Below are 23678 nucleotides of genomic sequence, written 5' to 3' on the forward strand. Positions count from 1 at the left end.
TTGTGCTGGCCTCAGCCTGATTGCAGCGCTGCCCGCGCTCAGCCGCCGTAGCGTTGTTGCAGCATGGCGAACGCCGAGCGCAGTGCCAGCGCTTCGCCGCCGGCGGGGCGGCCGGGGCGGTCGCTGTCATTCCAGGCGTAGACGTCCAGATGCGCCCACGGCCGGCCGGGTGCCACGAAGCGTTCCAGATACAGCGCGGCGGTGACGGCGCCGGCCATGCGCGAGCCGGCGTTGGCCATGTCGGCTACATGGCTGTTGAGATAACGCAGGTATGGGCGCCATAGCGGCATGCGCCACACCGGGTCGCGGGTCTGTTCGCCGGCACTGATCCAGGCCTGCGCCAGCGCATCGTCGTTGGCAAAGAGCGCCGGCAGGTCCGGGCCCAGCGCGATGCGTGCCGCGCCGGTAAGCGTGGCGAAATCCAGGATCAGATCCGGGTGCTGCTCGGTGGCATAGCTCAGCGCATCGCACAGCACCAGGCGGCCTTCGGCATCGGTGTTGTCCACTTCCACCGTCACGCCGGCGCGGGTGGTGATCACTTCACCAGGGCGGAATGCATCCGGGCCCACCGCGTTCTCCACTGCCGCAATCAGCAGCGTCAGCCGCACCGGCAACTGCTGCGCCATTACCAGACCGGCCAGCGCCAACGCATGCGCCGCGCCGCCCATGTCCTTTTTCATGTTGCGCATGCCATCGGCCGGCTTCAGATCCAGCCCGCCGGTGTCAAAGCACACACCTTTGCCGACCAGCACCAGATGCGGATGCGCCGTGTCACCCCACTGCAACTGGATCAGTCGCGGCGCGCGATGCGAGGCGCGCCCCACGGCATGGATGGTGGGGAAGTTCTGCGCCAGCAACGCGTCGCCGACGATCGCATCGACTTGTGCGCCATGCGCCTGTCCCAGCGTGCGTGTGGCCTCTTCCAGATGCTGCGGGCCCATGTCTTCGGTGGGCGTGTTGACCCAGTCGCGCACGCGCAGGCACGCCTCGATCAGTGCATGCGTATGTGCCGAGGGCGTTGCAGCCAGTTCGGCCGGCGCGCGCGGCACCTTGCGATAACGTGAAAAGCGATAAGCGCCCAATCCCCAGCCCAGATGCAGCAATGCCTGCTCGGCATCGCTCAGCGGGTTGGCCAGCGTCCAGCGGCTGGCCGGCGGTAGGGCCATCGGCGCATGCGCGTAGGCGTAGGCATCGGCCCGGTCACCGATCCCCAGGACCGCGCCGGCCAGCCCGTTGTCGCCCGGCAACAACAGCACGCTGCCCGGCGCGGCATCGAAACGCTGTGCCTGCGCCCACGACAGCACACCGGTGGGCTGCTCCGCGCACCAGCGCGTAAAGTTCTCGCGGTCGAGCACATACAGCGGCAAGGCTGCGGCATGGGGATCGGTGAAACCGGTGAGGTGCGACATGGAAATCCTCGAGTGCAGCGCCGTGCGCCGCGCAGAGTGGCTCAGGCGGGAAGGGTGATGCCGGCGTTCATCGGGCCTGGATGCGGCTGCTGCGCGTCCAGCCAATCGGCCAGCCCGGTCATGCTGTCGAATTCCAGATCCGGCTGCTGGGTGGGATGCGACCACACCGCGCCCTCGCGATTGATCCAGCAGGCGCGCAGGCCGGCATCCAGCGCGCCCAGCACGTCCATGCGCACGTGGTCACCCACATGCAGCACTTCCGAAGGCGGCACCTCGAGCCGGGCACAGGCGGCCAGGAAGATGCTCGAGTCGGGCTTTGCGCTGCCGTGTTCGCGCGAGCCCAGTTGAAACGCAAAGTGGTGCATCAGCCCGATGCGCTGCAAATCGGCATTGCCGTTGCTGAGCGCGGCCACCGGCACATGGGCGGCAATGCGCGCCAGCGCGTCGAGCGCATCCGGGTAGCATTCCACCTGGTTACGCGCCGCATAGAACACCTCGTAGGCCGGCTCCAGCAACGCCAGATCGCCGCCGCTCTCGCGCAACGCCATTTCCAACGTCAATCGGCGCAGCGCGCTGAGGTCGTGATGCAGGTGCGGGTTGTCGGCAAAGCTGCGCTCACGCAACTGGCGCATCGCCTCCACCGGAAAGCGCTCGGCAGTCACCGGGCTGTGCTCGCGCATCCAGTCGTACAGCACCTGATCGATCCGCGCCCCGATCGGCGCAAAGGGCCACAACGTATCGTCGAGGTCGAGGGTGATGGCGCGGATGTGGAAGCTCATCGCACGATTGTAATGCCGGGAATGGAGAGTCGGGAATCGAGAATGGGTAGAGCACCGCCTCTGCGCTTGCGATTCCCAACTCCCAATTCCCCATTCGCGGCTACTCCAGTAGCCGGGCCCAGCGCTGCATCCCGTCCACCCGGCTCAGCACCATCTTGATGCAGACCAGCAACGGCACCGCCAGCAGCAGGCCGACCATGCCCCACAGCCAGCCGAACAGCATCAGCGCCAGGATCAGCATCAGCGGCGAGATCGCCATGCGTCGGCCCAGCACGATCGGCGTCACCACCTGGCCTTCGATCGTGTGCAGGGCCAGGTACAGGATCGCCGGCAGCAGCGAGGACAAGGTGGTGCGAAATTCCACAAAACCCATCAGCAGCATCAGCATCACGCCGATCAACGGGCCGACATACGGTGCGAAATTCAGCAATGCGACCACCGTTCCCCACAGGATCGCTTCGGGCAGCGGAATCTGCAGCACAGACAAAATGCCGGCAAATACCAGCCCGACCAGCGTGTTGATCACGCTGATGGTGAGCACGTAGCGCGAGACCTCGCGCTCGATGTCCAGCATGATTTCGGTGGTGAACCGTTGCTGCTGCCGGTTCGGTAGCAAGGCGATCGCATGCCGCTGCAGGCTTTCGCCATACACCATGAAGAAGAACGTCAGCAGCACCACCGCCAGCACCGAAGCCGCCAGCTTGGGCGTGCGGACCAGCGCTTTGTAAGGGTCGTCCATCTGCGTGCGTACGATCTGCACGCCGCGCTGGCCTTCGCCACCGGCCGCGCGTGCAAAGTTTTCCGCTGCCTGGTTGGCTTGCATCACCGGCTTGGTGAGATCGCGCACATCGCGCGCAATCTGGCGCATCTGCCGTGGTGCCTGTTGCACCCATTCGGCGGCAGGGCCGGCCAGTTGCGTGGCCAACGTGACGGTGCCGGCCAGGCCTAGGCACAGGATGAGCAAGGCGCCGAGAAACCGCGGGATGTACAGCTTGCGCAGACCCCGCAGGATGGGGTTGCCGATCAGCGCGAAAAACGCGGCCAGCATGATCGGCAGGATGATCGTCTGCGCTGCCCAGAGGGTGTAACCAACGGCGAGCGTGGCCAGCACCACCAGCGAGGCCGGCGCGCGCGGGCGGGGCGCCGGTGCGGGCGGAAGCGAATCTGCCGCGGTGACGGCATCCGGTGAGTCGACGGGAAGAGACATGCGCGCCCTGGCAGCAGACTGGCGTGCTGCCAGCGGTGCGCCATTATCGGCGCAATGCGTCAACGGCGCGCACAGAGCCTGTGGGCAGGATGTCAGCGAACCAACGCTAGTCTGGCGGACTCGGCAGCAGCGCCCCTGTGCAGGTCGCGGGGCGCAGAGTCGGTTGTCGAAGTGGGATTGCCATCGACCGCAGGATCCTGCCGCATGCTGCTGACTGCGGCAGCACACATGCCGTGCGGAATTAGCCGTCAGGCGTCAGAGCTCTTGGCGAGGAAAGGACCATTCGTCGCATGATTCCCGCATTTCAGCGCTGATATCCGTCAGCCTTCGCAGCGAGCAGTTATCCAGCGGAAATAGACAACGCGGATGCCAGCATTGCGGGCCCGTCGTGCAGCGGTCTTTCAAGCAGTCACCCAGCGCGGCACGCGCGGACTGCATGCAGCGCCGGGATCAGAACGCAGCGCCAGGACCAGACATGGCCACGCGGCGGTCGGACCTCTTCAAAGCGGCACTGGGCACTGGTATGTCGATGCCTTGCACAGGCAATCCGCTGCTGTCGACGGCGGCCTGGCAAAGCGCTAGCCGCCGTGAATACCGTCCGCGCTCAGGCGGCGCGATCTGCAGGGACCTGCACCACGGTCACCGGCGGGTCGGCTGCAACTTCCTCGGCATTGTCTGCCGCACGTTCGGCCTGCTCGGAAGCTTCCTGCGCACGGTGCGCAGTGAACAGCGCAGAGATGGTACTGATCATCTGCAGAAGCTTGGGAATACCGCCAAGCTTGCTGGCGATGCTGCCCAATGCCGCCTGCGGTTCGTTGCGGCCGGTGACAAAGCCGAGCCCGAAGCCCACAGTCATGATCCGCAGTGGCGACCACCCGGCACGCCAGGTCTGGCGGAGTTCGCTCCAGTGCAGACGCGTTTCTTGCGCGCGTCCTTCGACCAGAAACTCGGCGCGTTCGACGCGTTGACGCAAGGTTCCAAACTTCATGGGCGTGCTCCACTGGCAGAGGTTGCCGCGTCATCGTCCTTGCTCGGGTCATCGAAAATTCCCAGCTTGATGAGCTGACGGCGCGTTGCATTCATGCCGGTGTGGTCGAAGTAGAAAAACACGCGCCATGCCGCGATGCCGGTCACCAACAGACTCGCCAACGCAGTGAAAAACATCGCCTGGAACCACGACAACCCGGCACGTTGCAGCAGGGCGATGATGGCACCGGCCAGCAGCAACCACGACGAGGCGCCGAACACCACGGCCACGCAGGCCCAGGCCAGGCCACGCCCGAATGCGCTGCGTGCCAGTTGCAGATCGGCCGACACCAGCCGGCGCAAGGCGCGGCTGGTGTCCTTGGCCGAGCCCAGCGTTGCACGGCCGGCTGCGCCGACCGCACGTACGCTTTCGTCCAGTCCTGGCGTCTGCGCGCGCGCGTCTGGCGCGTCGGTTCCGGCAGCGGGAGAGGCCTGATCGCTCACGACTTAGTTGTCGTTGCTGCGTGCCAGCTTGGCGATGACCCAGCCAGCGGCGAAGGCAACGCCGAAGGCAGCCAGCGGACGCTCGCGGATCAGATCGGTGGCGCTTTCCAGCAGATCGTTGCCCTTGGCAACCAGGACGTCCATCTGCTCCTTGGCAGCGGCACCGCCGAACTCGGCAGCGGCCATGCCGGCCAGCGCGGTGTCAGACAGCTCGGCCTTGACGTTGGCGCGACCGAGCTTGAGCTCATCGCCAGCGGCGCTGGTGGCGCCCCTGACCGCTTCGCCAGCGGCGCTCGCTGCCGACTTCAGGTGGGTGCCGGCTTCGCTCAGGTTTTCCTTCAGCTGATCGGTATTGGTGGGGCTCATGCGATATCTCCTTCGGTCATTGATGGCAGCCGCCACTCACGTGCGGTCGAGCAGTAGCAATAGCATCGGGGGGGTGTAGGAGGCGTTAGTGGAAGCAACGCCCGGTACACATCGCGTCAACGCATCAGCGCGTCGTACTGCGCGTTGCCACGCAGGATGCGCACGACAAGCTGCTGCGGTTTACGCTGGAAATTGGCCCGCCAGCTGGCAAGGTCGGCGAACTCGCCCACGCTGCTGGCCACGATCACATCGCCGGCGACCAGGCCGTTGGCGGCAGCGCGACCGCCGCGTTTGACCTCGCTCACCATCACCCCGGTGATGCCTGACTGACGCAGCGATTCGGGGAGATCGACGAAGGTCGCGCCGGTCAGGCGCGGGTCCAGCATGTCGCCGGTGACGGCGCGGTCCTGCTCTTTCAGCGTGGCCTTGAGCTTGAGCGGCTTGCCATCGCGACGGATGTCCAGGGTGACCGCACTGCCAACCGCCTGCAGGCCTTCGTAATTGTGGAGCGCCTCGGCGCTGTCCACGCGCTGGTCGTTGGCCGCTACCACGACATCGCCCGGTTGCACGCCTGCCGCCGCCGCTGCGGAGCCCGGCAACACCCGTGTCACCAAGGCACCGCGCAACGAATCCACGCCCAGGCCCTGCAACATCTGCTGGGTGAGGTTCTGGGTTTCCAGGCCGAGCGTGCCGCGCACCACCACGCCCTTGGTCACCAATTGCTCGACGACATTGCGCGCCAGGTTGGACGGAATCGCCAGCCCAAGGCCGATATTGCCGGCCATGCTGCCCTGTGGATTGAAGCTGGCGGTATTGATGCCCACCAACTGGCCTTGCAGATTGACCAGCGCGCCGCCCGAGTTGCCGGGGTTGATCGAGGCGTCGGTCTGGATGAAGTTCTGATAGCCCAAGCCGCGAATTCCGCTGCGTCCCACAGCCGAGACGATGCCGGAGGTGACGGTCTGGGTGAAGCCGAACGGGTTGCCGATGGCCACCACGAAATCGCCCACGCGTAGCGCGTTGCTGTCGGCCAGTTTGATATCGGTGAGGTTGTCGGCCTTGATGCGGATCAGCGCAATATCGGTATCGGCATCGGAGCCGATGAACTCGGCCTTGACCGTGCGTCCGTCGCCGAGCGTCACCTGCACGTCGTCGGCGTTTTCGATGACGTGGTGATTGGTCAGTACGTACCCTTTTTGCGCATCGATGATCACGCCCGAACCCAGCGATTCGTTGATGCGGTCCTGTGGCACCTGCGGAAACAGCCGGCGCAGGATCGGGTCATTGAAGAACGGGTTGCGGACGCGCACCACTTGTTTGGTGTTCACGCTCACCACCGCGGGCATGGCCTGCTGCAGCATCGGCGCCAGCGATGGCACTGGCTGGCCGGCCACCGCAGCCGGCAATGCGGCGGCCGTCGGCAGGGTAAAGGCGGCGTTGCTGGGGGGCGTGGCTTCGGCGCGATTGTCCAGCCAGGCGTTGATGCCGGTGGCGGCAAATCCGCCGAAGGCAGCGGCCAGCGAAAGAGTCAGCAGGGTAGGCAGCGGTCGCATGGAACGGATTCCGGGTTACGCGGTGGATGAGGAATAGGGCGTCTGACTGCGTAAATCAAGCTGAACGAGAGTGCCTGCGCGCAATTTAACTGCCGGTGAAAGTGCCGCACATCCCTTGCCCTGATTGCGTTGACAGCCCGACGGGCCGGGCGTAGCGTCCGCTTGATCCGATGCCTGTTCAGCATGTTGCGTGCGGTCGCGCATCGCCTAAGTTTCCCGCACTGACGCCCTTAAGGAGGGTCTATGAGCAACGGCAATGGCGTAACGGCAACCCTGTCCGACGCCGTCGATAGCGTAAAAAGCACCGCCACCGAATTGACCGAGACCATCGCCAGCACCGCCAGCGAGGCGGTCGCCAGCGTGCAGGAGGCCGCAGGCACGGCGGTGGAAGAGGTCAAGACGCAGGTGGCCAAAGCGCGCAAGGCGGTGGTCAAGGTCGAAAAGAACGTGGCCAAGAACGCCGGCACTGCGGCCACCGCAGTGAAACGCAGCGTGGCCAAGACCAAGCGCTCGCTGGCGGCCACCAAGGACGCTGCCAAGGACAAGCTGGTCGCCACCAGGGAAGCCGCCAAGCAGAAGCTCACCGCCACCAAGGACGCGGCCAAGCAAACGTTGACCTCGACCACGCAGGCCGCCAAGCAGAAGTTGAGCAGCACCAGTGCCGCGGCCAGGAAGAAGATTACCGACACCAAGGCCACTACCAGGCGCAAGCTGGAAACCGCCAAGGCCAATGCCAAGGCCGAAGCGGCCGCATTGAGTGCCAAGACGACTGCCAAGAGCGCCGCACGCAAGACCGCCGTCGCAACGGTGAACGCACGCACGGCGGCGAAGAAGGCAGCGAAGAAGGTAGGGGCCAAGCCGGCGGCAGCGACGAAGACGTTGGTCAAGCCTGCAACAAAGAAGGCGCCGGTCGCCAAGCAAACCGCGACCAGGCAGGCCGCGGTGAAGAAGGCCCCGCTCAAGAAGGCCGTGACCAAGACCGCGCTGAAGAAAGCCGCCAAGGTGACCAAGACCCCGGCCACGCGTGCCGTGGCAAAGACCACCGCCGCGCGCAAGGCAGTGGGCAAGAAAGCGGCAAAGCGCGTCACGCGCTGAGGTTGTCACGCTGCGGCGCAGGGTGCGATGTGCGGGTCGCCAGGTAGCGTGGAAGGCGTGCAACGCACGCGATAGGTGTCACCGAACCTGTGCAATGGTGAAGACGCCGGCGCTGTTCCATAGCGTCGGCGTTTTTGTTGCAGCGGCTTTGGCCAGCGCTCCCCGTCTGCAGCCAACACGCTGATGACCCTGCACTGCGCGGGAGGATTGCCCGAACGTATCGCGTGCGCGCACTTCGATACGTACAGGCATCACGCATGCAATAAAAGGAGCAGGGCCTAGCGCATGCCATCGACCAACTGTTGCGCACCCAGGCCGATCCCTGCCTTGGCCGCGTCATAAGCACCAAGGCTGGCCTTGATGTTCATTGCATTGGGGTACTGCTTTTCGACATAGGCCGCCAGCAAGCGATCGCTTGACGCGTCGAAGATTTCCACCGCATAGCTGACCGAGCCGGAGAATGCGCCCTCCTTGCCACGCGCGGCCTGCACGGCATTGTAGGCGCCGCCTCCGATATCGACCTTCATGAAGGTGCCGAGCACCCGCTTGCTGGGTTTGGCGCCGGTCAAGGTGAGCCGCACACGCAAGGTGTCGGGCCCGATGGCGGTGGTGGGCTGCCAGCGCTGGCCAATCGCGTCGCCGAACTCGCGTTGCATGAGATCGGCGAGCATGCGTTTGTCCTGCTCGGGTACCCCTTCGAATTGCGCGTCCGCGCCGCGGTAAATGCGCACCGGCTCGACCAATGCGGTGCGATACCGCGACCAATCGACCTGGCCGTGATACGCGTACGGCATGCGGCCGCCGCGGCTGCCATCGTGCGGGCGCAGGTAGCTCGAAGATGGCAGTTGGCGATAGGGCGTGGGGCGGGTGCTGGCGCAGCCGATCAGGCTGACGCTGACGACGGCGAGTGCGCAGTATCGAACGAAGCAAGAAGTCGACATGGAGAACTACCTGGTGGAAGAAGGCGAGTGGGCGCAGTTCCAGCGCGCTGGCGTGACCTGATGTTCAGTGCAGTAGAACGCTGGCAGCGGCCAAGGCCAGAACGGCCGTTGCGGCAGTGAACAACACGCCGCGCCTGGCCAGGTGCTGCAGGCGGCGGGCAGCGCGCGCGCTGCGGATATCCGGCAACGCGCACCAGATGTCGCGGTTGCGCGTGCCGGCAGAGCCGCAGCGAAATTCCGGCTCGAGAGGCAGTGGCAGCGGATGCGCAGCGACGGGGTCATTGGCAGCGCACTGCCCGACCGGCAGCGATGGCGCGGTGGGGAGGTGCTGGGTGAAACGGATCGAATGAGGCATCACCAGGCATCCTTGATGCGTGCGGTGAGTGCACTGTAGGCAAGCGATTTTGGGAACTTATTGGATCAACGCGACGACTGCACCGCTTGGCGAAGGCGTGAAATTTCTTTGCAGCACGCAATGGTGTCGGCATTAGAGCGACCACCAAAATGTAGCGAGCAGGTGGTGTGGACGGCGCTCGGGAGCCGCGATGTACGCGTCAGATGGGCCGTCTCGCGCTGCGCGCTGGGCGCTGGGTGTGTGCGTGCGCAGTCGCGCATTTCACGTACCCCTGCTGGTCCATCGCGCACCGCGCACTCGCCGCGCCAGCCTGTGGTTGCGCCGTCGTTTGGTTGGCCGCATATCGTAGTGCTCTCGCGCTGCAGCGCAGGCGGCTTCAGGCCGCGCCGGCAGGGCGGTTGCCGGCAAACACCACGCGCACGCAGAGGCCGCGTCCATCGTTGCCGTCGCCGGCTTCGATCGTTGCTCCGTGCAGGCGCGCAATGCCGGCGACCAGCGACAATCCGATGCCACTGCCCTGTACTGCGCTGCCGGGCACGCGATAGAACCGCTCGAAAATAGAAGCCTGCGCGCTTTCGGGCACACCGGGACCGTCATCGCTGACCTGCAGGAACGGGTGCAGTACGTCAGCGCGCACACAATAGCCGCAGCTCACCTCCACCTTGCCATGCAGGCGGCCATAGCGGATGGCGTTGTCGACCAGGTTGCGGATCAGAATGCCCACTGCATCCACATCGCAACGCAGCAGGCAGGGCGATGCCTCAACCTGTAACTGCAGCTGGCGTGCGTCGGCCTGCACGCTGAATTCGTCCAGCACATGCGAGATCAGCTCGCCCATTTCGACTTGATGATAGGCGGCTGAACTGATGCCGGCATCCAGTCGCGCCAGATCCAGCAATTGTTCGGCCAGCCGGTTGCTGCGACGCGCGGTTTCCAGCAGTTGGCCCAGCGCGGCGTCCTTGGCCTCCAGTGTGGACGCGCGCGATGCGACCTCGGCGTAGGCATGCAGTGCCGAGAGCGGGGTGCGCAGTTCGTGCGCGGCATCGGCGACGAAATCGCGCTCGGCCTGGACGGCTTGTTCCACCCGCGCCAGCAAGGTGTTGAACGAGGCGATCAACGGGCGGACTTCGTCGGGCGCCTGTGCCAGCGGCACCGGCTCGGTATCCAGGCCGGTACGTTGCGCGATGGCGCCGGACAGGGCGCGTAGCGGCCCCAGCGAGGTCCGCACGGCCCACCACATCAATAGTCCCAGGATGCCCAATTGCACGGTGTTGAGCACCACGGCAATCAGGGTCTGCTTGACGCTCATGCGCGAGGATGGGTTGCCGATCGGGGTCGACGTGGCTGCCGCGCCGGGCGGCTCTGTCTGCGTATCGAAGCGGTGCTGGAGCGCGTCGGGCAAGGTGGCCATCAGTCGATCGCCGAGCAGGTTGAGTTCCTGTTCGAACACGCTGTGCTGACCCTGGGTGACCAGTGCGACCAGGATCCATAGAGAGGTGGACCAGCTCAGCAGAACGATCGCGGCCAGCGCCGCCAGCATGCGTGCCTGCAGCGACTTCATTCCGGGGTCTTTCCGACCATGTAGCCCTGGCCGTAGACGGTGGAGATCAGCGCATCGCCCAGCTTGCGCCGCAACTGGTGCACATACACCGCGATCATGTTGCTGCCGCCTTCGGACGGGCCGCCATAGACGCCTTCTTCCAGCTGATCCTTGGTGACCACGCGTCCGGCACGTTCCATCAACGCCAGCAGCAGGCGATATTCGTGTGCGCTCAGCGCCACCCATTTACCGTCCTTGGTGACCTTGCGGCTGCCAGGATCCATGCAGACGTCGCCGTGGCTGAGCAGGGGCACCACGCGGCCCTGGCTGCGCCGGGTGACCGCGCGCAGCCGTGCCATCAGCTCGTCGAACTGAAACGGCTTGACCAGATAATCGTCGGCGCCGGCATCCAGGCCGCGGATGCGGTCGGTGAGCTGGCCACGCGCGGTCAGCGCGATCACCGGGGTGGCATCGTAATGGCTGCGCATGAAGCGGATCACGCTCAGCCCGGACTCGCCCGGCAGGCCGATATCCAGCAATACCGCACTGTAGCGGTGGTCCACTAGCGCTGTCTTGGCGGCATTGGCATGACCGACATGATCGATGGTCCATGACTGCTGACGCACACCGTCGCAGATGGCGCTGGCCAGCATGGTGTCGTCTTCGACGAGGAGCAGATGCATAGGTGTTCTGCCGTGCGCAGGGCCAGTCCGAGATCCGCAGCACTGTCGGTGATGAAGTTTGGGCAAATATTAGGGCATGGCCGAACCGCATGCAGGCCAGGCCATGCATGCCGTTCGATCCCGTCTGGTCAGGCCCTGGCCGCCGCTCAGCGCTGCAGAATGGCGCGCAGCGCAGCGTCCAGGTGCAGGTACTGGAAGCGGAAGCCGGCATCGAGCGCGCGTTGCGGCAGCACGCGCTGGCTGATCAGCAGCAGGTCGGCCATCTCGCCGAAGCCCAGCCGCAGCACGCCGGCCGGCAGCGCCAGCAGGGCAGGGCGGTGCAGCACCTTCGCCAGCGTGCGCGCGAAGTCGGCATTGGTCACCGGATTGGGCGCGGTGGCGTTGTAGGCGCCGGGTTGGCCGTGCTGCAGCAGCCACAGCAGGAGCGCAACCATATCGGCGCGATGGATCCAGCTCATCCAGTGCCGGCCATCGCCGAACGGCCCACCGCCGCCGAATCGAAATGCCGGCAGCATGCGGGCCAGCGCGCCGCCATCGCGATCCAGCACGATCCCGGTGCGCACCCAGCTCACCCGCGGGCCGAGTGCGGCGATGGTGTTGGCTTCGGCCTCCCAGTCGCGGCACAGCACGGCAGAGAAGTCATCGCCGGCGGGCTCGGCCTCGGTCAACGCCGTATCGCCACGTTCGCCGTAGTAGCCCACGGCCGAGCCGGAAATCAGCACCGAGGGACGTTGTGCGGCCGGCTGCTGCGCAATCCAGTCATGCAATTGGCGCGTGATGCCCAGGCGCGATTGGCGGAAGCGCTGCTTGCGGGCATCGGTCCAGCGGCCGGCGGCCAGCGGCTCGCCAGCCAGGTTGATGACCGCATCGGCCTGCACTCCATCCAGCGTATGCACGGCGGTCATGCCGGGCAGGATGCGCTTGGCGCGGTGCGGGTCGCGGGTCAGCACGCTGACCTGATGGCCGGCCTGCAGCAATGCCGGGCACAGGGCCTGGCCAATGAAGCCGGTGCCGCCGGTGATGAGCAGATGCATGGAGGGCTCCTGGCCGAATCGATGCGGCACGATAGGCCAGGATCACGCCAAGCGAGGTGAAGCTAGCGCGCATGCGGCCGTGCGCTGCACGGTCAGCCTGCGGCGTGGCCCAACGACCTCGACGACAGCCGCATGTGCTGTTCACCCAACGCAAACGCGCCGGACTGGCCGGCGCGTTTGCAGGGCAAGCGCCTGATCGGCTGCTTACTTGGACGAAGACACCGCGTGGGCGCGTTCGAAATGCGCCGAGACCACGCGACGCGTCTCTTCCAGATGTTGCTTGACCGGCGCGCTTTCGGCGGCGGGCAGCAGTTCCGAATCGATGATCTTGATGGTGTCGCCATGGTCGATGACCATGTTGCGCATGAATGCATTGCGGTAGGCATCCTTGCCGTCAGGCAGGGTCAGCGTCTTGGACAGCGCTTCCACTGCCGCCTTGCCCTTGGCACGTATGGCCTGCGCGCGCGGGCTCTCGGTTGCGCCAAGCGACTTGGTCTTTTCAAGGTTGGCCTCGTGGTCGTGCAGCATCTGCTGCGCGAACTCGCCGGTGGCACCACCCAGATCCTGTTCGATGGCCTGCTTGGCGAGTGCGATCTCGTTGTCGTCGATCGCAGCCAGCACGCCCAGCACCGCGCCATCGCCCTTGGCCAGCTCGGTCGCGCCGCTTCCGCTGACGGGCGCAGCCGTCGGCTCGGGCGACACCGCTGGCGCGGTGCGCGAAGCATCGCCGCCGGGGCGGTCGCAGGCAGTCAGAGAGAGCATGGCCAACAGCGAAGCGGTGAGAAGCGTGACTTTCATGAAGATCCTGGAATGAATCGGCAATTGCCGGGGTGGAATGCAAAGGAGCCGCTAGGCGGCTCCGGGGAGGTCGGTTAGGCCCACTGCGGCTGGGCAACGGGCGCCATGCCCAATGGTCTGGCGGGCGCTTTGGGTGCGCGCACGGCGTCCTGCGCACTGCGGCAGGTACGTGCCATGCGAGCGGTGCGTTCGCGAATCAGCGCATGTTCGCTGATCGGCGCGCTACCCAACAGACTGGCCACGTGGAAGCCAAGGATTTCCTCCGCGCGGTCGCCCTGGTCGCTGACGATGTGCGGTACCAACCGCTCCAGTCGTTCCAGCTCCTGCTGCACTTGATACGGGGTTTTCATGACGATCTCCAATGAAAAACAGATGTTGCTCGATACTGCGGACTCAACTATTGCGCGCGCCCAAGCGCTGCCAGCAATCGGTTGCCAATTGTTCGTAGTTGGACTGTGTGCTGGATGAAATGAAGTGGTGCTCCAAGCGGTCCCGAAATAGGCGCAGACGTTCCTGGTCGCTCGAACGCGGGGCTTGCAGGTAGATATCGCAGGCCATTTTCACCACCGGGGACAACTCGCTGAACTTGCCTGCGCCGAGGTTGCCCTGGGCATGCCGCGCCTGCCAATGCGCGATTTCGGCCTGTACATCGATGACGGATGGATCTCTGCTCATGACTTGGGGTGTTCCGGTATAAACAAACTTGACCTGCAGAGTAACTGCGGGTATGTCAACGATTGATCATCGAACCCGACCATTGCAGCACTTCGGTGCATTGCACGCTTAACTGGTCAGATTGTTCGAGTGCATCTACACGCAATGCATGCAGGTGCGTGCATGTGGTCAATGCGTACCAAGTGACGCGTTTGAACCCGTGTGGTCGAAGCGACGCGTTGGTCTCGCATGCGTTTCGATGTCACGACTGCAACGTGGCCTGATCACACCAGGCAGGTGATCGCCGATCGGGCAAAATCGCTTTCGCAATGCCGCATTTCACGGAAGATTCTGAACCGCTCCACACCTGTGTAACGTCTGATCATTAAGGTAGGCGGCGACGTAATGGAGCGAGAGTACCCAGGATGCAGGACAGCGAGACCCGTAGCCCTAAGCCGCATCATGCAAGCGGCACACCTGAAGCGCGCGTGTGGTGGCATGCCTTGTTGGAGTTGCGCGGCGGGCGTATTGCCATCAGTTTGATCGTGGTGTTCCTGATTGTGCTTGGCTTGTATCTGGCACTGAAGTAAGGCTCCGGCGATACCACTGCCACGACTCGTCCCTCAGCTGCGACCGAGGCCAGCAACGACGCGCGATCACGCCGCAGGGGAGATGTCATGGCACAGACACACTATCGGCAGGTGCTTGGGCATGCCACGCGCGTGGTGCCCGAGCATGGTCATGAGCGTGCAACGCACGCATGGGTCTGTCGCGAGGTCGCGCATTTGCTGGGCGTGCCCGATGCCGGCGTCGCTGGCGATGGCGTGATCGAAGTTGGAACATTCCACGTACCCGATGACACGCTCACTACCGCGCAAGCGCGCGGGCTGGGCATCCACGGCGTCGGTGACTTGCTCGGCGGTATCGTGCCGCATGCGTTTCTGGCCACCAAGGTCATCGGTCACCCACTGGTTTCTGACGACGCGGCAAGCACTGCGGGCTGGGACCAGGCGCTGGCCATGTCGCTGATTCCCGCCACGCTGCCGGGCTACACCGCGTTTTCTCGCCCGGATGCGATGCATGCGTTCGAGGCGCTGTCTGATGGTGGAGACGTGCGCCTGAAGCTGCCCACCGGCGTGGGCGGCAACGACCAATGGCGCATTGCCGACGCATCGCAGCTGGCGCAGGTACTGGATAGCCTGCCCGATACCTATCTAGGCACGCATGGCGGCGTGCTGGAACGCAATATCTTGCAGCCAACGACGCACAGCGTAGGCGAGTTGTGTCTTGCCGGCGTCCAGATTGCGTATTACGGCACGCAATGCAGCGTGCCCGATGCGGACGGCAGCGATGTGTATGGCGGCTCGTCGCTGTGCGTGTACCGCGGGTCGTTGGAGGCACTGATGGCCACAGCTTTGCCATCGCTGGAGCGACGGGTGGTCGAGCAGGCGTGCAGGTACGATCGATGCGTCACCGCCGCTTATCCTGAGCTGCAGATTTCCCGCCGCAACTACGATGTGGTCAGCGGTCAGGATGCTGGCGATGTCCCGGTATGCGGCGTGCTGGAACAATCCTGGCGAATCGGTGGTGCAACCCCGGCAGAACTCGCTGCAATCGCCGCCTTTCAGCAAGATCCCGCATTGCAGTGGGTAAGGGCGTCCACACACGAAATCTATCAGGGCCAGCCGCCGGCCGATGCACAGGTCTACTATCGCGCAACCCAATCCGGTCCAGGGCCGCGCTACAAATACAGGAGGATCTCTGCGACGTAATGGAAGCCAAACTTTCTAGCATCGACATTCCGGTCGGCCAGGACGCACTCAGCGGCACCTTGCTCACGCCCTCAGGCATGCCTGCAGTGTTGTTCGTGCACGGCTGGGGCGGCAGCCAGCACCACAGCCTGGTACGTGCGCGCGAGGCAGCAGGCCTGGGCTGCATCTGCATGACCTTCGATCTGCGTGGGCATGAGGGTTACGCATCGATGCGCCAGACCGTGACACGCGGGCAGAACCTGGACGACATCAAGGCTGCCTACGATCAACTGGCAGGTCTGCCCTACGTGGATGCGCAGTCGATCGCAGTGGTCGGCCTGAGCTACGGTGGCTATCTGTCCGCATTGCTGACGCGCGAGCGCCCGGTGGAATGGCTGGCGTTGCGTTCGCCTGCGCTCTACAAGGATGCCCACTGGGATCAACCCAAGGTCAGCCTCAACGCCGACCCGGACCTGATGGCGTACCGCCAGCAGCGCCTGCGTCCGGCAGACAACATCGCCTTGGCCGCCTGCGCCGAGTACAAGGGCGATGTGCTGTTGGTGGAAGCCGAGCACGATGCGATCGTGCCGCAGCCGGTGCTGCACAACTATGCGCACGCGTTCGTGCAGGCGCGTTCGCTCACATCGCGTGTCATCGCTGGCGCGGACCATGCGCTCAGCATCAAGGAACACCAGCAGCAATACACGCGTGCCCTGATCGACTGGCTGACCGAAATGGTCGTCGGCCGGCGCATTGCATTGGCCAAGGAGGTGGTGGCCACGCGCAAGCAGTTGCTCAAAGATCAACAGGGCGCTGCTGCGGCCCCGTCGGAACAGACCACTGCGGTATTTCGCGGCGACATCCGTGCGGTGGAGAAGACCGCAGGGTAGTGATCCGGGAAAACGTGGCGTGCAAAGCCATGGGGTCGCGCACGCGTCGCTCTTTTCTTTCTGCGTGTTGAAGACCCGGTGGGCCCGCGGATTGCCTTGTGGATTCGTCAGCCTGAGATCATCTCGGTACTGCTTTTTTTCTGAGCGCCGCCGAGTGAGCAGGAACCCGCATTACTCCATAACGCAGAACGGGCCCGAGTGGGCCCGTTCTGGTTCAACGTCGTGCGCTGGCCGCGGCACTTGTGACCGCGCCGCTGCGATCACGCGTTAGACGCGCGGGTCGGTCGGGTGACGGCGCGCCGCTGCATCGTGATGATCCGAGTCGAATGCCTCACGTACCGCATGCTTGGCCTTTTCCCAGCTCAGGCGCGAATTGGCCTTGAAGCGGTCCCAGCCATCGCCCAGATCGCGTTCCAGGTGGTCGTCCCACTGGCGGCCGGCGTGCTGCTGCCGTGCCTGCATGCCATAGCGATAGGCCGGGCGATAGTCGTCGTACGAATAGTCGACATCGCGGTAGCTGGCGCTGTCGAAGCGGCCTGCGTAATGCGTGTCGCTGTCGCGATAGACAGTGTGGGTACGGTCCGCACGCTCCCATGCATCGCGTGCTGCAAGCCGGGCTTCATCCCATTCCAGGCGCGATTGCCCGCGGTTACGCGGCCATTCGCCGGCCAGCGTGGCTTCGGTTTCTTCCCAGGTGCTGGTCGGGCGGGTTTCGCGTGCCTGCAAACCGAATCCGTAGACGGTGGCGTAGTCGCGATCGTAGTCGGTGCCTTCCTTGTAGTAGGGGCGGTTGCGATGCTCCTGGCGCCAGTATTCGGTCTCCACAGTGGGGTCGAGCCGTTCGGCCACGCCCTTGCCAGCCGCTGCGCCAGCAACCACGCCGGCCGCTGCACCAATCAAGGTGCCGAGCGGCCCGAACACCGTGCCTGCAAGCGCCCCTGCCGCCGCACCGCCGGCGATGCCGCCCACACCGACGCCAACTGGATGCGAACCAGGCGCACCGGAGATCGGGTCGCGGTTCAAGTCCTTTGCTTCTTCCTTGCGTTCCTGCTTGTCGAGATTGCTCATACCGCCTCCGGATTATCTGATGGATGCGCCCTGTAGATCAGACCGCGAACGAGGCGCAACGATGGCGTCGCAAGAGTGAAACGTGCGTGCTTTGATGTGAGCGCGATCGCGACATGACTGAACTGTGCATTGCATTGCGGATGAGGTTGCTCACTCGCACTTGCAACGTGTCTGTAGCGAAAAGGGCCGCTGGCGCGGCCCTTTTCTATCCCTTGATGCACACCACCTGGCGCAAGGTGTGCAGCACCTCGACCAGGTCCTGCTGCGCCGCCATCACTGCATCGATGGACTTGTACGCTGCAGGCGACTCGTCGAGCACCGCCGCGTCCTTGCGGCATTCCACATGTGCGGTGGCCTGACGATGCTGTGCCAGGGTGATCTGCGCGCGTGCAGCGGTCCTGCTCATCACACGCCCCGCGCCGTGGCTGCAGCTGTGGAAACTGTCGGCGTTGCCCAACCCACGCACGATGTAGCTGCGCGTGCCCATGCTGCCCGGAATGATGCCCAGCTCGCCGACACGAGCGCTCACTGCGCCCTTGCGGGTGATCAACAATTCCTCACCAGCGTGCGTTTCCTTCTGCACGTAGTTGTGGTGGCAATTGACTGCGAGCTTTTCCAGCTGGAATTTGGGCAAGCGGTGACGCATCTCGGCCAGCACGCGCGCCATCATCGCCTCGCGATTTTCGCGGGCGTAATCCTGCGCCCACGACACCGCTTCGACGTACTCGTCGAACAACGGCTCGCCCTGCATGAAGAAGGCCAGGTCCTTGTCGGGCAGATGGAAACCCAACACGCGATGCGCCAGTTGTTCGCGCGCGCGCTCGATGAAGTACGTGCCGATCAGGTTGCCGGTGCCGCGCGAACCGCTGTGCAGCATCACCCATACCGCATCGGTTTCGTCCAGGCAGATCTCGATGAAGTGGTTGCCGCCGCCCAGCGTGCCGATCTGGCAGTCCAGCTTGTCGGTACGGATGCGCTTGTGCTGCTGCTTGATCGCATCCAGACGCTGCACCAGCCCGGACTGCGCAATGCGGGTCTCGATGCTAACCGGCAGCTTGCGATGCTCGCCGCCACGTCCATTGCCCACCGGCACGCTACGCTCGATGCTGGAGCGCAATTGCGCCAGATTGTCGGGCAGGTCGTTGGCGCGCAGCGTGGTGCGCACCGCAGCCATGCCGCAGCCGATATCCACGCCGACCGCCGCCGGGATGATGGCGCCACGGGTTGGAATGACCGAGCCCACGGTTGCGCCTTTACCCAGGTGTACGTCGGGCATCACCGCTACCCACGGACCGACAAACGGTACCGCCGCGATATTGCGCAGCTGCGCATGCGCCTGCTCTTCCAGGGGCACGCCGCGCACCCAGCCCTTGATCGGGGTGGTGCTGCCCTCGGCATGCAGAAATTCAAAGTGTTGTGATGTACTCATTGTTGTCATTGCCTTGCGGCAGTGCGTGGCAGATCCTTCCGCCACGCGCAGCCTTCATTGCCTGATCGTCACCAATTGCTTCAGCACGCCATCCAGGCCGCCGAACACGGTGAGCTTGTCGATCTTTTCGGTGACCTTTTCCAGCGCCTCCAGTTCCTTCAAACGCATCAGCACCGGGCTGTCTTCGATCAACTTGGCGGTGTTGAGCAACGAGCGCGTGGCATTGGCCTCTTCGCGCCGGCGGATGACGTTGGCTTGCGCCTGCTTCTCCGCCTGCACGACCGCGTTGAGGATCTCGCGCATCTCGCCCGGCAGGATCACGTCCTTGACGCCGACGCCCAGCACCTCGATGCCGAAGCCGCTCACGCTGCCGCGCACATACCCGAAGATATCCGCATCCAGGCAGGCCTTGTCGCCCAACAACTCGTCCAGCGTCTTGGACGAGACCGCGCGCCGCAAGCCGTACTGCAACTCGCGATACAGGTAATCGCCGGCCTTGGCCACGCGCGTGCGCATTGCCACCGCATCGGTGACGCGCATGCTGGCGGCCAAATTGACGCGCAACGACACCTTGTCGCGCGTCAACAGCTCCTGCCCGGACACTTCGACCGACTGCACGCGCAGATCGATCACGTCGGTGGTGATGTTCTTCTGGAAATTCCAGAACGCATACGCCCCCGGCCCGAACGGTGCAAACAGCTTGCCGTCGACGAACACCAGCCCTTGCGACTCGGCTGGCACGTCCATGCAGACCGCCACACGCGACAGCGTGCCGAGCTGACGCAGCCTGCGCTGCACATCGGTGGGCACCTGCAGCCCATCGCCCAATGGCAGGGTCTGCACCTCGATTGCCGCCGGACCACGCCAGTACAGCGTGCGTGTGCCCGGTGGCAGCACGTCCTCGAGCTTGCCGTTGCGGATCAGCAAGCCGACCTGCGCGGTGCCGATGTCGGCCAGCACGAAGTGTTGCGGCAGGGTGCTGCCGAGCGTATCGATCAGCATCTCCGCATCGCGGCCCATATAGGCGCCTTGCGTGATGGCGTGGACGATGACCTCGCTGCGACCCAACGGGTCGAACAGGCGATAGACGCCGGGGACGAGCACCCGCTCGAACCGACGATTGCGATACACCAGGCCGCGCTCGCCGTCACCGATCACGACCCTCTTGGTCCAGAACATGGCACTTCTCCTTAGGTTTGGCTCTGGTGGTCCGATCCGGGAATGCAAGCGTTCCGCCGCCCGGATCGGACTGCTGGCGGAACGTGTGCCGATGCAACGCGGCGTTGAAGGGTGGAAACGCCCGTGACGGCGGCCGTGCGGGGCGCAATGCGCTGTTGGCGCCTGCAGGTGCGTGGCTGATGCGGTGCGATGTCTTGCACAACGGCAGCGAACGGCGCAGCACGCGCGTTCAGGACAAAGGCCCGGCAGGGGCGCCGCTGCTGCAGGCAGTCAGGCGATGGCTTGCCTGTTTGCCTGCGGCATGGGCGTTTCCGTAAAGGGACTTGCGTCCCGAGGAATGACCGAAAAGGTCATGCATGGAGCGGGATTCGAACCCGCGACTAACAGATTACAAATCTGCTGCTCTACCAATTGAGCTATCCAGTGGTGGGTATTCCGGAATTGAACCAGGCCTACGGCTTGCGCCGCCGCTCCACCAGGAGCCGATACCCGTAACGAGAAACATGAAAAAGAGTTCGGTATACGCCACGGCATTGCCGCGCGCACCAGCTGGAATAAATTCCAGGCCGCTGAATATCTTTCGCAATGTTTCTGATTACCGTTTTATTCAAACGGCAATTCTTGTATGCGCATGACCACGCGCCACCCGTGCCCGGCACATAGCGCTTTGGCGCCTGGTCGCGTGCAACGTCCGTGTTGTCGGGCAATCCCATGCCCGGGTACCTGGAGGGTCATCCACAAGAGTCGGTGCGAACGCATACGAAAACGCCCCCGGATGCTGCATCCGAGGGCGTTCGCTTGCCTCGGAGATCGGGTGACCGATCTCCTTGTCAGGACATCAGTCGAAGAGGGTGATGCGCACGTCTGCTTTCTTCGTGCGCACACACGATGCCGCGCGGTGAGCGCTGGGCAGTCGGTTGAGTGTGGCGGAGTTGAGCAGGGGCATGAGGTCGATTGGGTAAAAGTGCAGACGTGCTGCCGAGGGCGCGAACATTACCCGTGTCTTTTTAGCGATGCAAGCACTTTATGCAATTATGTTCTGGATTATCTCTCTGGCGGTCGGAGTCGGTCGTTGGAAACAGAATCAAAATCGCGTCGCGGCAGCAGGCGAGAGCCATTGCGTGGGATGGTCGACCCAAGCGATGCCACGATTTCGAAATTCAGGACCAGGCGAGCCGACGCTGCGCGCGGCGAGCAATCGACATGCAATTCAAGCGGCGCGCTATTGGCCGGTGCAGCCCGTGATCCATGTCCACGCGGACACTGGACGCGCTCACGCGGCCTGCAGCCTTGTGGGTTTGTAGGCCATGTAAGCCTTCGCCTGCAGCGCTTCCATCGCTTCGAGAGAATGGGGGCAGTAGCGTCTTCGCCCAGAAGCCGCATGCGTCGCATTGGGCGAGGCATCGCTCGTCCCGCATCGGTGCCGCGGGCCGTTTCGCCTCTGTGCCGATGACAGAGGGACGACACGTCACCGCGCGTTGTGTGCGCCCGCATGTCGCCAGTCACGCAGGATGGCCTGAAGTGTTGGATCAGAGTGGCTCGCAAGAGCGATGCCGCACCCGCCACGTCTTTGAAGATCCGTGATCCGGCACGACGCTGACCGCCTGCGGTGTCCCTTCCGCCCGCACGCCAGCGCGCGCGCCAACGTCAGTGCAGACAATCAGCCTGCGTGGGTGCCCAGCGTGCGCGCGCCGGTCAGGATCATGCGCAGCATCTGCGAGATCTGCTCGATCAGCTCGGGATCTTTTTCCGGTGGCGAATCCATTGCCACCGCGCCCATCGCAAATACCAGCCGGGTGATCGCCTTGGACACCAGGGCAGGCGCGTGCAGCTTGGCGTTGTCGGCCGCGGCCAGGCGAATCAGGTCCACGCGCAGCTCGTCTTCGAAATAGGTGAGTTCGCGCTCCACCGCTTGCTTGAAGGCGTCCGAGCCCACCGCGCCTTCGCGCAGCAGTACGTGCAGCAGCTTGTCGTCGGCGCGCAGCTGTTCCATGAAGGCTTCGACCGAGACACGGATGACGCTGCGGTCGGTGGAGGTCGCGCGCTGGCGCGCTTGGCCGATGATGGTGCGCAGCGAACGCCCGGCCCGATCGATCAAGGCCACGGCGAGCTCGTCCATGTCGCGGAACTGGCGATAGAAGCTGTTCGGCGCGATGCCTGCCTCGCGTGCCACTTCGCGCAGGCTCAGCGTGGACAGGCTACGGTGCGGGCCAATCAAGGACAGCGCTGCAGCGATGAGATCCTCCCGTGAAATCGCCGGCTTGCGGGACGGCGGCGCGTCGTGGGAAGGCAGGGCGATAGAGGTCATGGGGCTGCAGCCGGGCGTGGGCCTGAATCATAGCCCCTCTGGCAATATACAAGTGTATACACGGGTGTGCATGCATGCGTATAGTGCGGCCCATGAACCTGGCATCTCCTCGTAAGTCCAAGTCCCCGCTGCCGGCACGCCTGGCGCGCCGACTGGTGTCGCCGCAACTGTTCGATTTCTGGGCAACCCGGCTCAACCCGTTGTGGACGCTGGAACAGCCGATGGCGCGGCTGGTCCAGCGCACCCCGGCCAGCCGGGACGCGGTGACCCTGGTGTTGCAGCCCAACGGCCACTGGCGCGGCCTGCAGGCCGGCCAGCACGTGAGCCTGGGCGTGGAGATCGACGGCCGCCGGCTGTTGCGTAGCTACAGCCCCACGGTGCAGGCCGACGGCCGGCTGGCGATCACCGTCAAGGCGATCGAGGGTGGGCTGGTGAGCCGCTTCCTGGCGCACGATGCGGCCTTGGGCACGGTGGTCTCGCTGGCCCCGGCCTTCGGCGACATGCTGCTGCCGACCACGCCTACCCCGCTCCTGCTGCTGGCCGCCGGCTCCGGCATCACGCCGATGCGTGCGTTGCTGCAGGCCGCCGCGCAAGCCGGCATGCCGATGGACGTGGACCTGCTGTATTGGGTGCGCCAGCGCGACGAAGCCTGCTTCGTCGACGAATTCGCCGCGCTGGCCGCGGCGCATCCGCGCCTGCGTGTGCAACTGCTGACCACCCGCGAAGGCGAGACTCCTGCAGAACGCGTGGACACCTATTCGTTGGACCACATTGCCGCGCTGGAGCAGCGCCATTTGATGGCCTGCGGGCCGGGTGGTTTTGTGCAGGCCGCGCGCGAACGGCTGCAGGGACGCGTGGCTGCATTTCAGGCCGAAGCCTTCAGCGTGCCGGCACTGGACCAGGCCGAGACCGGCCAGGTGCAGGTCCAACTGTCACGCAGCGGCCGTACCCTGACCCTGCCGCGCGGCCAGTCGCTGCTGGAAGGGCTGGAAGCGCAAGGCCTGCGGCCCAAACATGGCTGCCGCATGGGCATCTGCAACACCTGCGCCTGCCCGCGCCAATCCGGCACCACCCGGCACCTGCTCACCGGTGAACGCAGTAACGAACCCACCGCACAGGTGCGCCTGTGCATCAGTGCGCCAAGCACTGACCTGATCCTGGATCTGTAA

Annotated in this window: 24 protein-coding genes; 5 read left to right on the forward strand and 19 right to left on the reverse strand. The window is 64.7% G+C overall.

What is annotated here, in order from left to right:
* Window positions 1-38 precede the first annotated feature (38 nt).
* The 7 genes from AC1POX_RS02455 to AC1POX_RS02485 all read right to left on the reverse strand — a co-directional run bounded on the left by AC1POX_RS02455 (window position 39) and on the right by AC1POX_RS02485 (window position 6784).
* Window positions 39-1409, reverse strand: a complete 1371-nt coding sequence (locus tag AC1POX_RS02455; RefSeq protein WP_127172439.1) for a leucyl aminopeptidase family protein — start codon at window positions 1407-1409, stop codon at window positions 39-41.
* A gap of 41 nt (window positions 1410-1450) precedes the next feature.
* Window positions 1451-2188, reverse strand: coding sequence for an HAD family hydrolase (locus AC1POX_RS02460; RefSeq protein ID WP_136732927.1), 738 nt, complete (start codon window positions 2186-2188; stop codon window positions 1451-1453).
* A gap of 100 nt (window positions 2189-2288) precedes the next feature.
* Window positions 2289-3395 carry an AI-2E family transporter gene (locus AC1POX_RS02465; RefSeq protein WP_029820624.1) on the reverse strand — a complete coding sequence of 369 codons (1107 nt, stop codon included), beginning with the start codon at window positions 3393-3395 and terminating at the stop codon, window positions 2289-2291.
* A gap of 604 nt (window positions 3396-3999) precedes the next feature.
* The gene (locus AC1POX_RS02470) at window positions 4000-4383 is read right to left on the reverse strand and encodes a hypothetical protein (RefSeq protein ID WP_031424660.1); all 384 of its coding nucleotides are present in this window, start codon (window positions 4381-4383) and stop codon (window positions 4000-4002) included.
* The gene (locus tag AC1POX_RS02475) at window positions 4380-4865 is read right to left on the reverse strand and encodes a phage holin family protein (RefSeq protein WP_014091315.1); all 486 of its coding nucleotides are present in this window, start codon (window positions 4863-4865) and stop codon (window positions 4380-4382) included. Before AC1POX_RS02475 ends, AC1POX_RS02470 begins: the two co-directional genes overlap by 4 nt.
* A 3-nt stretch (window positions 4866-4868) precedes the next feature.
* Window positions 4869-5231 carry a hypothetical protein gene (locus tag AC1POX_RS02480; RefSeq protein ID WP_008574792.1) on the reverse strand — a complete coding sequence of 121 codons (363 nt, stop codon included), beginning with the start codon at window positions 5229-5231 and terminating at the stop codon, window positions 4869-4871.
* 116 nt (window positions 5232-5347) lie between these two features.
* Window positions 5348-6784: a Do family serine endopeptidase gene (locus AC1POX_RS02485; protein ID WP_005914355.1), complete on the reverse strand. Its 1437-nt coding sequence runs from the start codon at window positions 6782-6784 to the stop codon at window positions 5348-5350.
* Between the two features lie 243 nt (window positions 6785-7027).
* Here AC1POX_RS02485 and AC1POX_RS02490 point away from each other — a divergent pair, with 243 nt between their 5' ends.
* Entirely contained in the window at window positions 7028-7879 is an 852-nt protein-coding gene (locus AC1POX_RS02490; RefSeq protein ID WP_372356709.1) for a histidine biosynthesis protein HisIE, read from the forward strand.
* 278 nt (window positions 7880-8157) lie between these two features.
* Here the strand turns inward: AC1POX_RS02490 and AC1POX_RS02495 are convergent, their stop codons facing one another.
* The 8 genes from AC1POX_RS02495 to AC1POX_RS02530 all read right to left on the reverse strand — a co-directional run bounded on the left by AC1POX_RS02495 (window position 8158) and on the right by AC1POX_RS02530 (window position 13905).
* Window positions 8158-8820: a DUF3313 domain-containing protein gene (locus AC1POX_RS02495; RefSeq protein WP_071118126.1), complete on the reverse strand. Its 663-nt coding sequence runs from the start codon at window positions 8818-8820 to the stop codon at window positions 8158-8160.
* Between the two features lie 64 nt (window positions 8821-8884).
* Window positions 8885-9175, reverse strand: a complete 291-nt coding sequence (locus tag AC1POX_RS02500) for a hypothetical protein (RefSeq protein ID WP_372356710.1) — start codon at window positions 9173-9175, stop codon at window positions 8885-8887.
* 376 nt (window positions 9176-9551) lie between these two features.
* The gene (locus tag AC1POX_RS02505) at window positions 9552-10736 is read right to left on the reverse strand and encodes an ATP-binding protein (RefSeq protein ID WP_372356711.1); all 1185 of its coding nucleotides are present in this window, start codon (window positions 10734-10736) and stop codon (window positions 9552-9554) included.
* Window positions 10733-11398, reverse strand: a complete 666-nt coding sequence (locus tag AC1POX_RS02510) for a response regulator transcription factor (RefSeq protein ID WP_127167769.1) — start codon at window positions 11396-11398, stop codon at window positions 10733-10735. The genes AC1POX_RS02505 and AC1POX_RS02510 overlap by 4 nt, the downstream gene beginning before the upstream one ends.
* Window positions 11399-11544: 146 nt before the next feature.
* Window positions 11545-12432, reverse strand: coding sequence for a TIGR01777 family oxidoreductase (locus AC1POX_RS02515; RefSeq protein ID WP_029820618.1), 888 nt, complete (start codon window positions 12430-12432; stop codon window positions 11545-11547).
* Window positions 12433-12636: 204 nt separating this feature from the next.
* Window positions 12637-13230, reverse strand: a complete 594-nt coding sequence (locus AC1POX_RS02520; protein ID WP_011348885.1) for a DUF4142 domain-containing protein — start codon at window positions 13228-13230, stop codon at window positions 12637-12639.
* A 74-nt stretch (window positions 13231-13304) separates the two neighbouring features.
* Complete coding sequence (locus tag AC1POX_RS02525; protein WP_008574808.1) at window positions 13305-13580, reverse strand: hypothetical protein; 276 nt, start codon at window positions 13578-13580, stop codon at window positions 13305-13307.
* Window positions 13581-13623: 43 nt separating this feature from the next.
* Window positions 13624-13905, reverse strand: a complete 282-nt coding sequence (locus AC1POX_RS02530; RefSeq protein ID WP_003486531.1) for a hypothetical protein — start codon at window positions 13903-13905, stop codon at window positions 13624-13626.
* Between the two features lie 404 nt (window positions 13906-14309).
* Here AC1POX_RS02530 and AC1POX_RS02535 point away from each other — a divergent pair, with 404 nt between their 5' ends.
* The 3 genes from AC1POX_RS02535 (at window position 14310) to AC1POX_RS02545 (ending at window position 16525) form a co-directional block, all read left to right on the forward strand.
* A complete protein-coding gene (locus tag AC1POX_RS02535) occupies window positions 14310-14474 on the forward strand; it encodes a hypothetical protein (protein WP_008574812.1) in 165 nt (54 codons plus the stop codon).
* Between the two features lie 87 nt (window positions 14475-14561).
* Window positions 14562-15656, forward strand: coding sequence for a DUF3182 family protein (locus tag AC1POX_RS02540; protein ID WP_011348882.1), 1095 nt, complete (start codon window positions 14562-14564; stop codon window positions 15654-15656).
* Window positions 15656-16525 (forward strand): alpha/beta hydrolase family protein, encoded by an 870-nt coding sequence (locus tag AC1POX_RS02545; protein WP_031424647.1) that lies wholly within the window; start codon window positions 15656-15658, stop codon window positions 16523-16525. The genes AC1POX_RS02540 and AC1POX_RS02545 overlap by 1 nt, the downstream gene beginning before the upstream one ends.
* Window positions 16526-16792: 267 nt before the next feature.
* Here the strand turns inward: AC1POX_RS02545 and AC1POX_RS02550 are convergent, their stop codons facing one another.
* The 4 genes from AC1POX_RS02550 to fabR all read right to left on the reverse strand — a co-directional run bounded on the left by AC1POX_RS02550 (window position 16793) and on the right by fabR (window position 22509).
* Window positions 16793-17593 (reverse strand): hypothetical protein, encoded by an 801-nt coding sequence (locus AC1POX_RS02550; RefSeq protein WP_008574817.1) that lies wholly within the window; start codon window positions 17591-17593, stop codon window positions 16793-16795.
* Between the two features lie 205 nt (window positions 17594-17798).
* Entirely contained in the window at window positions 17799-19022 is a 1224-nt protein-coding gene (locus AC1POX_RS02555) for an RtcB family protein (protein WP_039417243.1), read from the reverse strand.
* A 54-nt stretch (window positions 19023-19076) separates the two neighbouring features.
* On the reverse strand, window positions 19077-20201 hold the full coding sequence (locus AC1POX_RS02560) for a slipin family protein (RefSeq protein ID WP_071118213.1): 1125 nt from the start codon (window positions 20199-20201) through the stop codon (window positions 19077-19079).
* Window positions 20202-21861: 1660 nt separating this feature from the next.
* Window positions 21862-22509 (reverse strand): HTH-type transcriptional repressor FabR, encoded by a 648-nt coding sequence (fabR, locus tag AC1POX_RS02565; protein ID WP_008574825.1) that lies wholly within the window; start codon window positions 22507-22509, stop codon window positions 21862-21864.
* Between the two features lie 92 nt (window positions 22510-22601).
* Between fabR and AC1POX_RS02570 the strand changes: the two genes are divergently transcribed.
* Complete coding sequence (locus AC1POX_RS02570; protein ID WP_008574827.1) at window positions 22602-23678, forward strand: ferredoxin reductase; 1077 nt, start codon at window positions 22602-22604, stop codon at window positions 23676-23678.

It is taken from the genome of Xanthomonas sp. NCPPB 3442 (assembly GCF_056725145.1).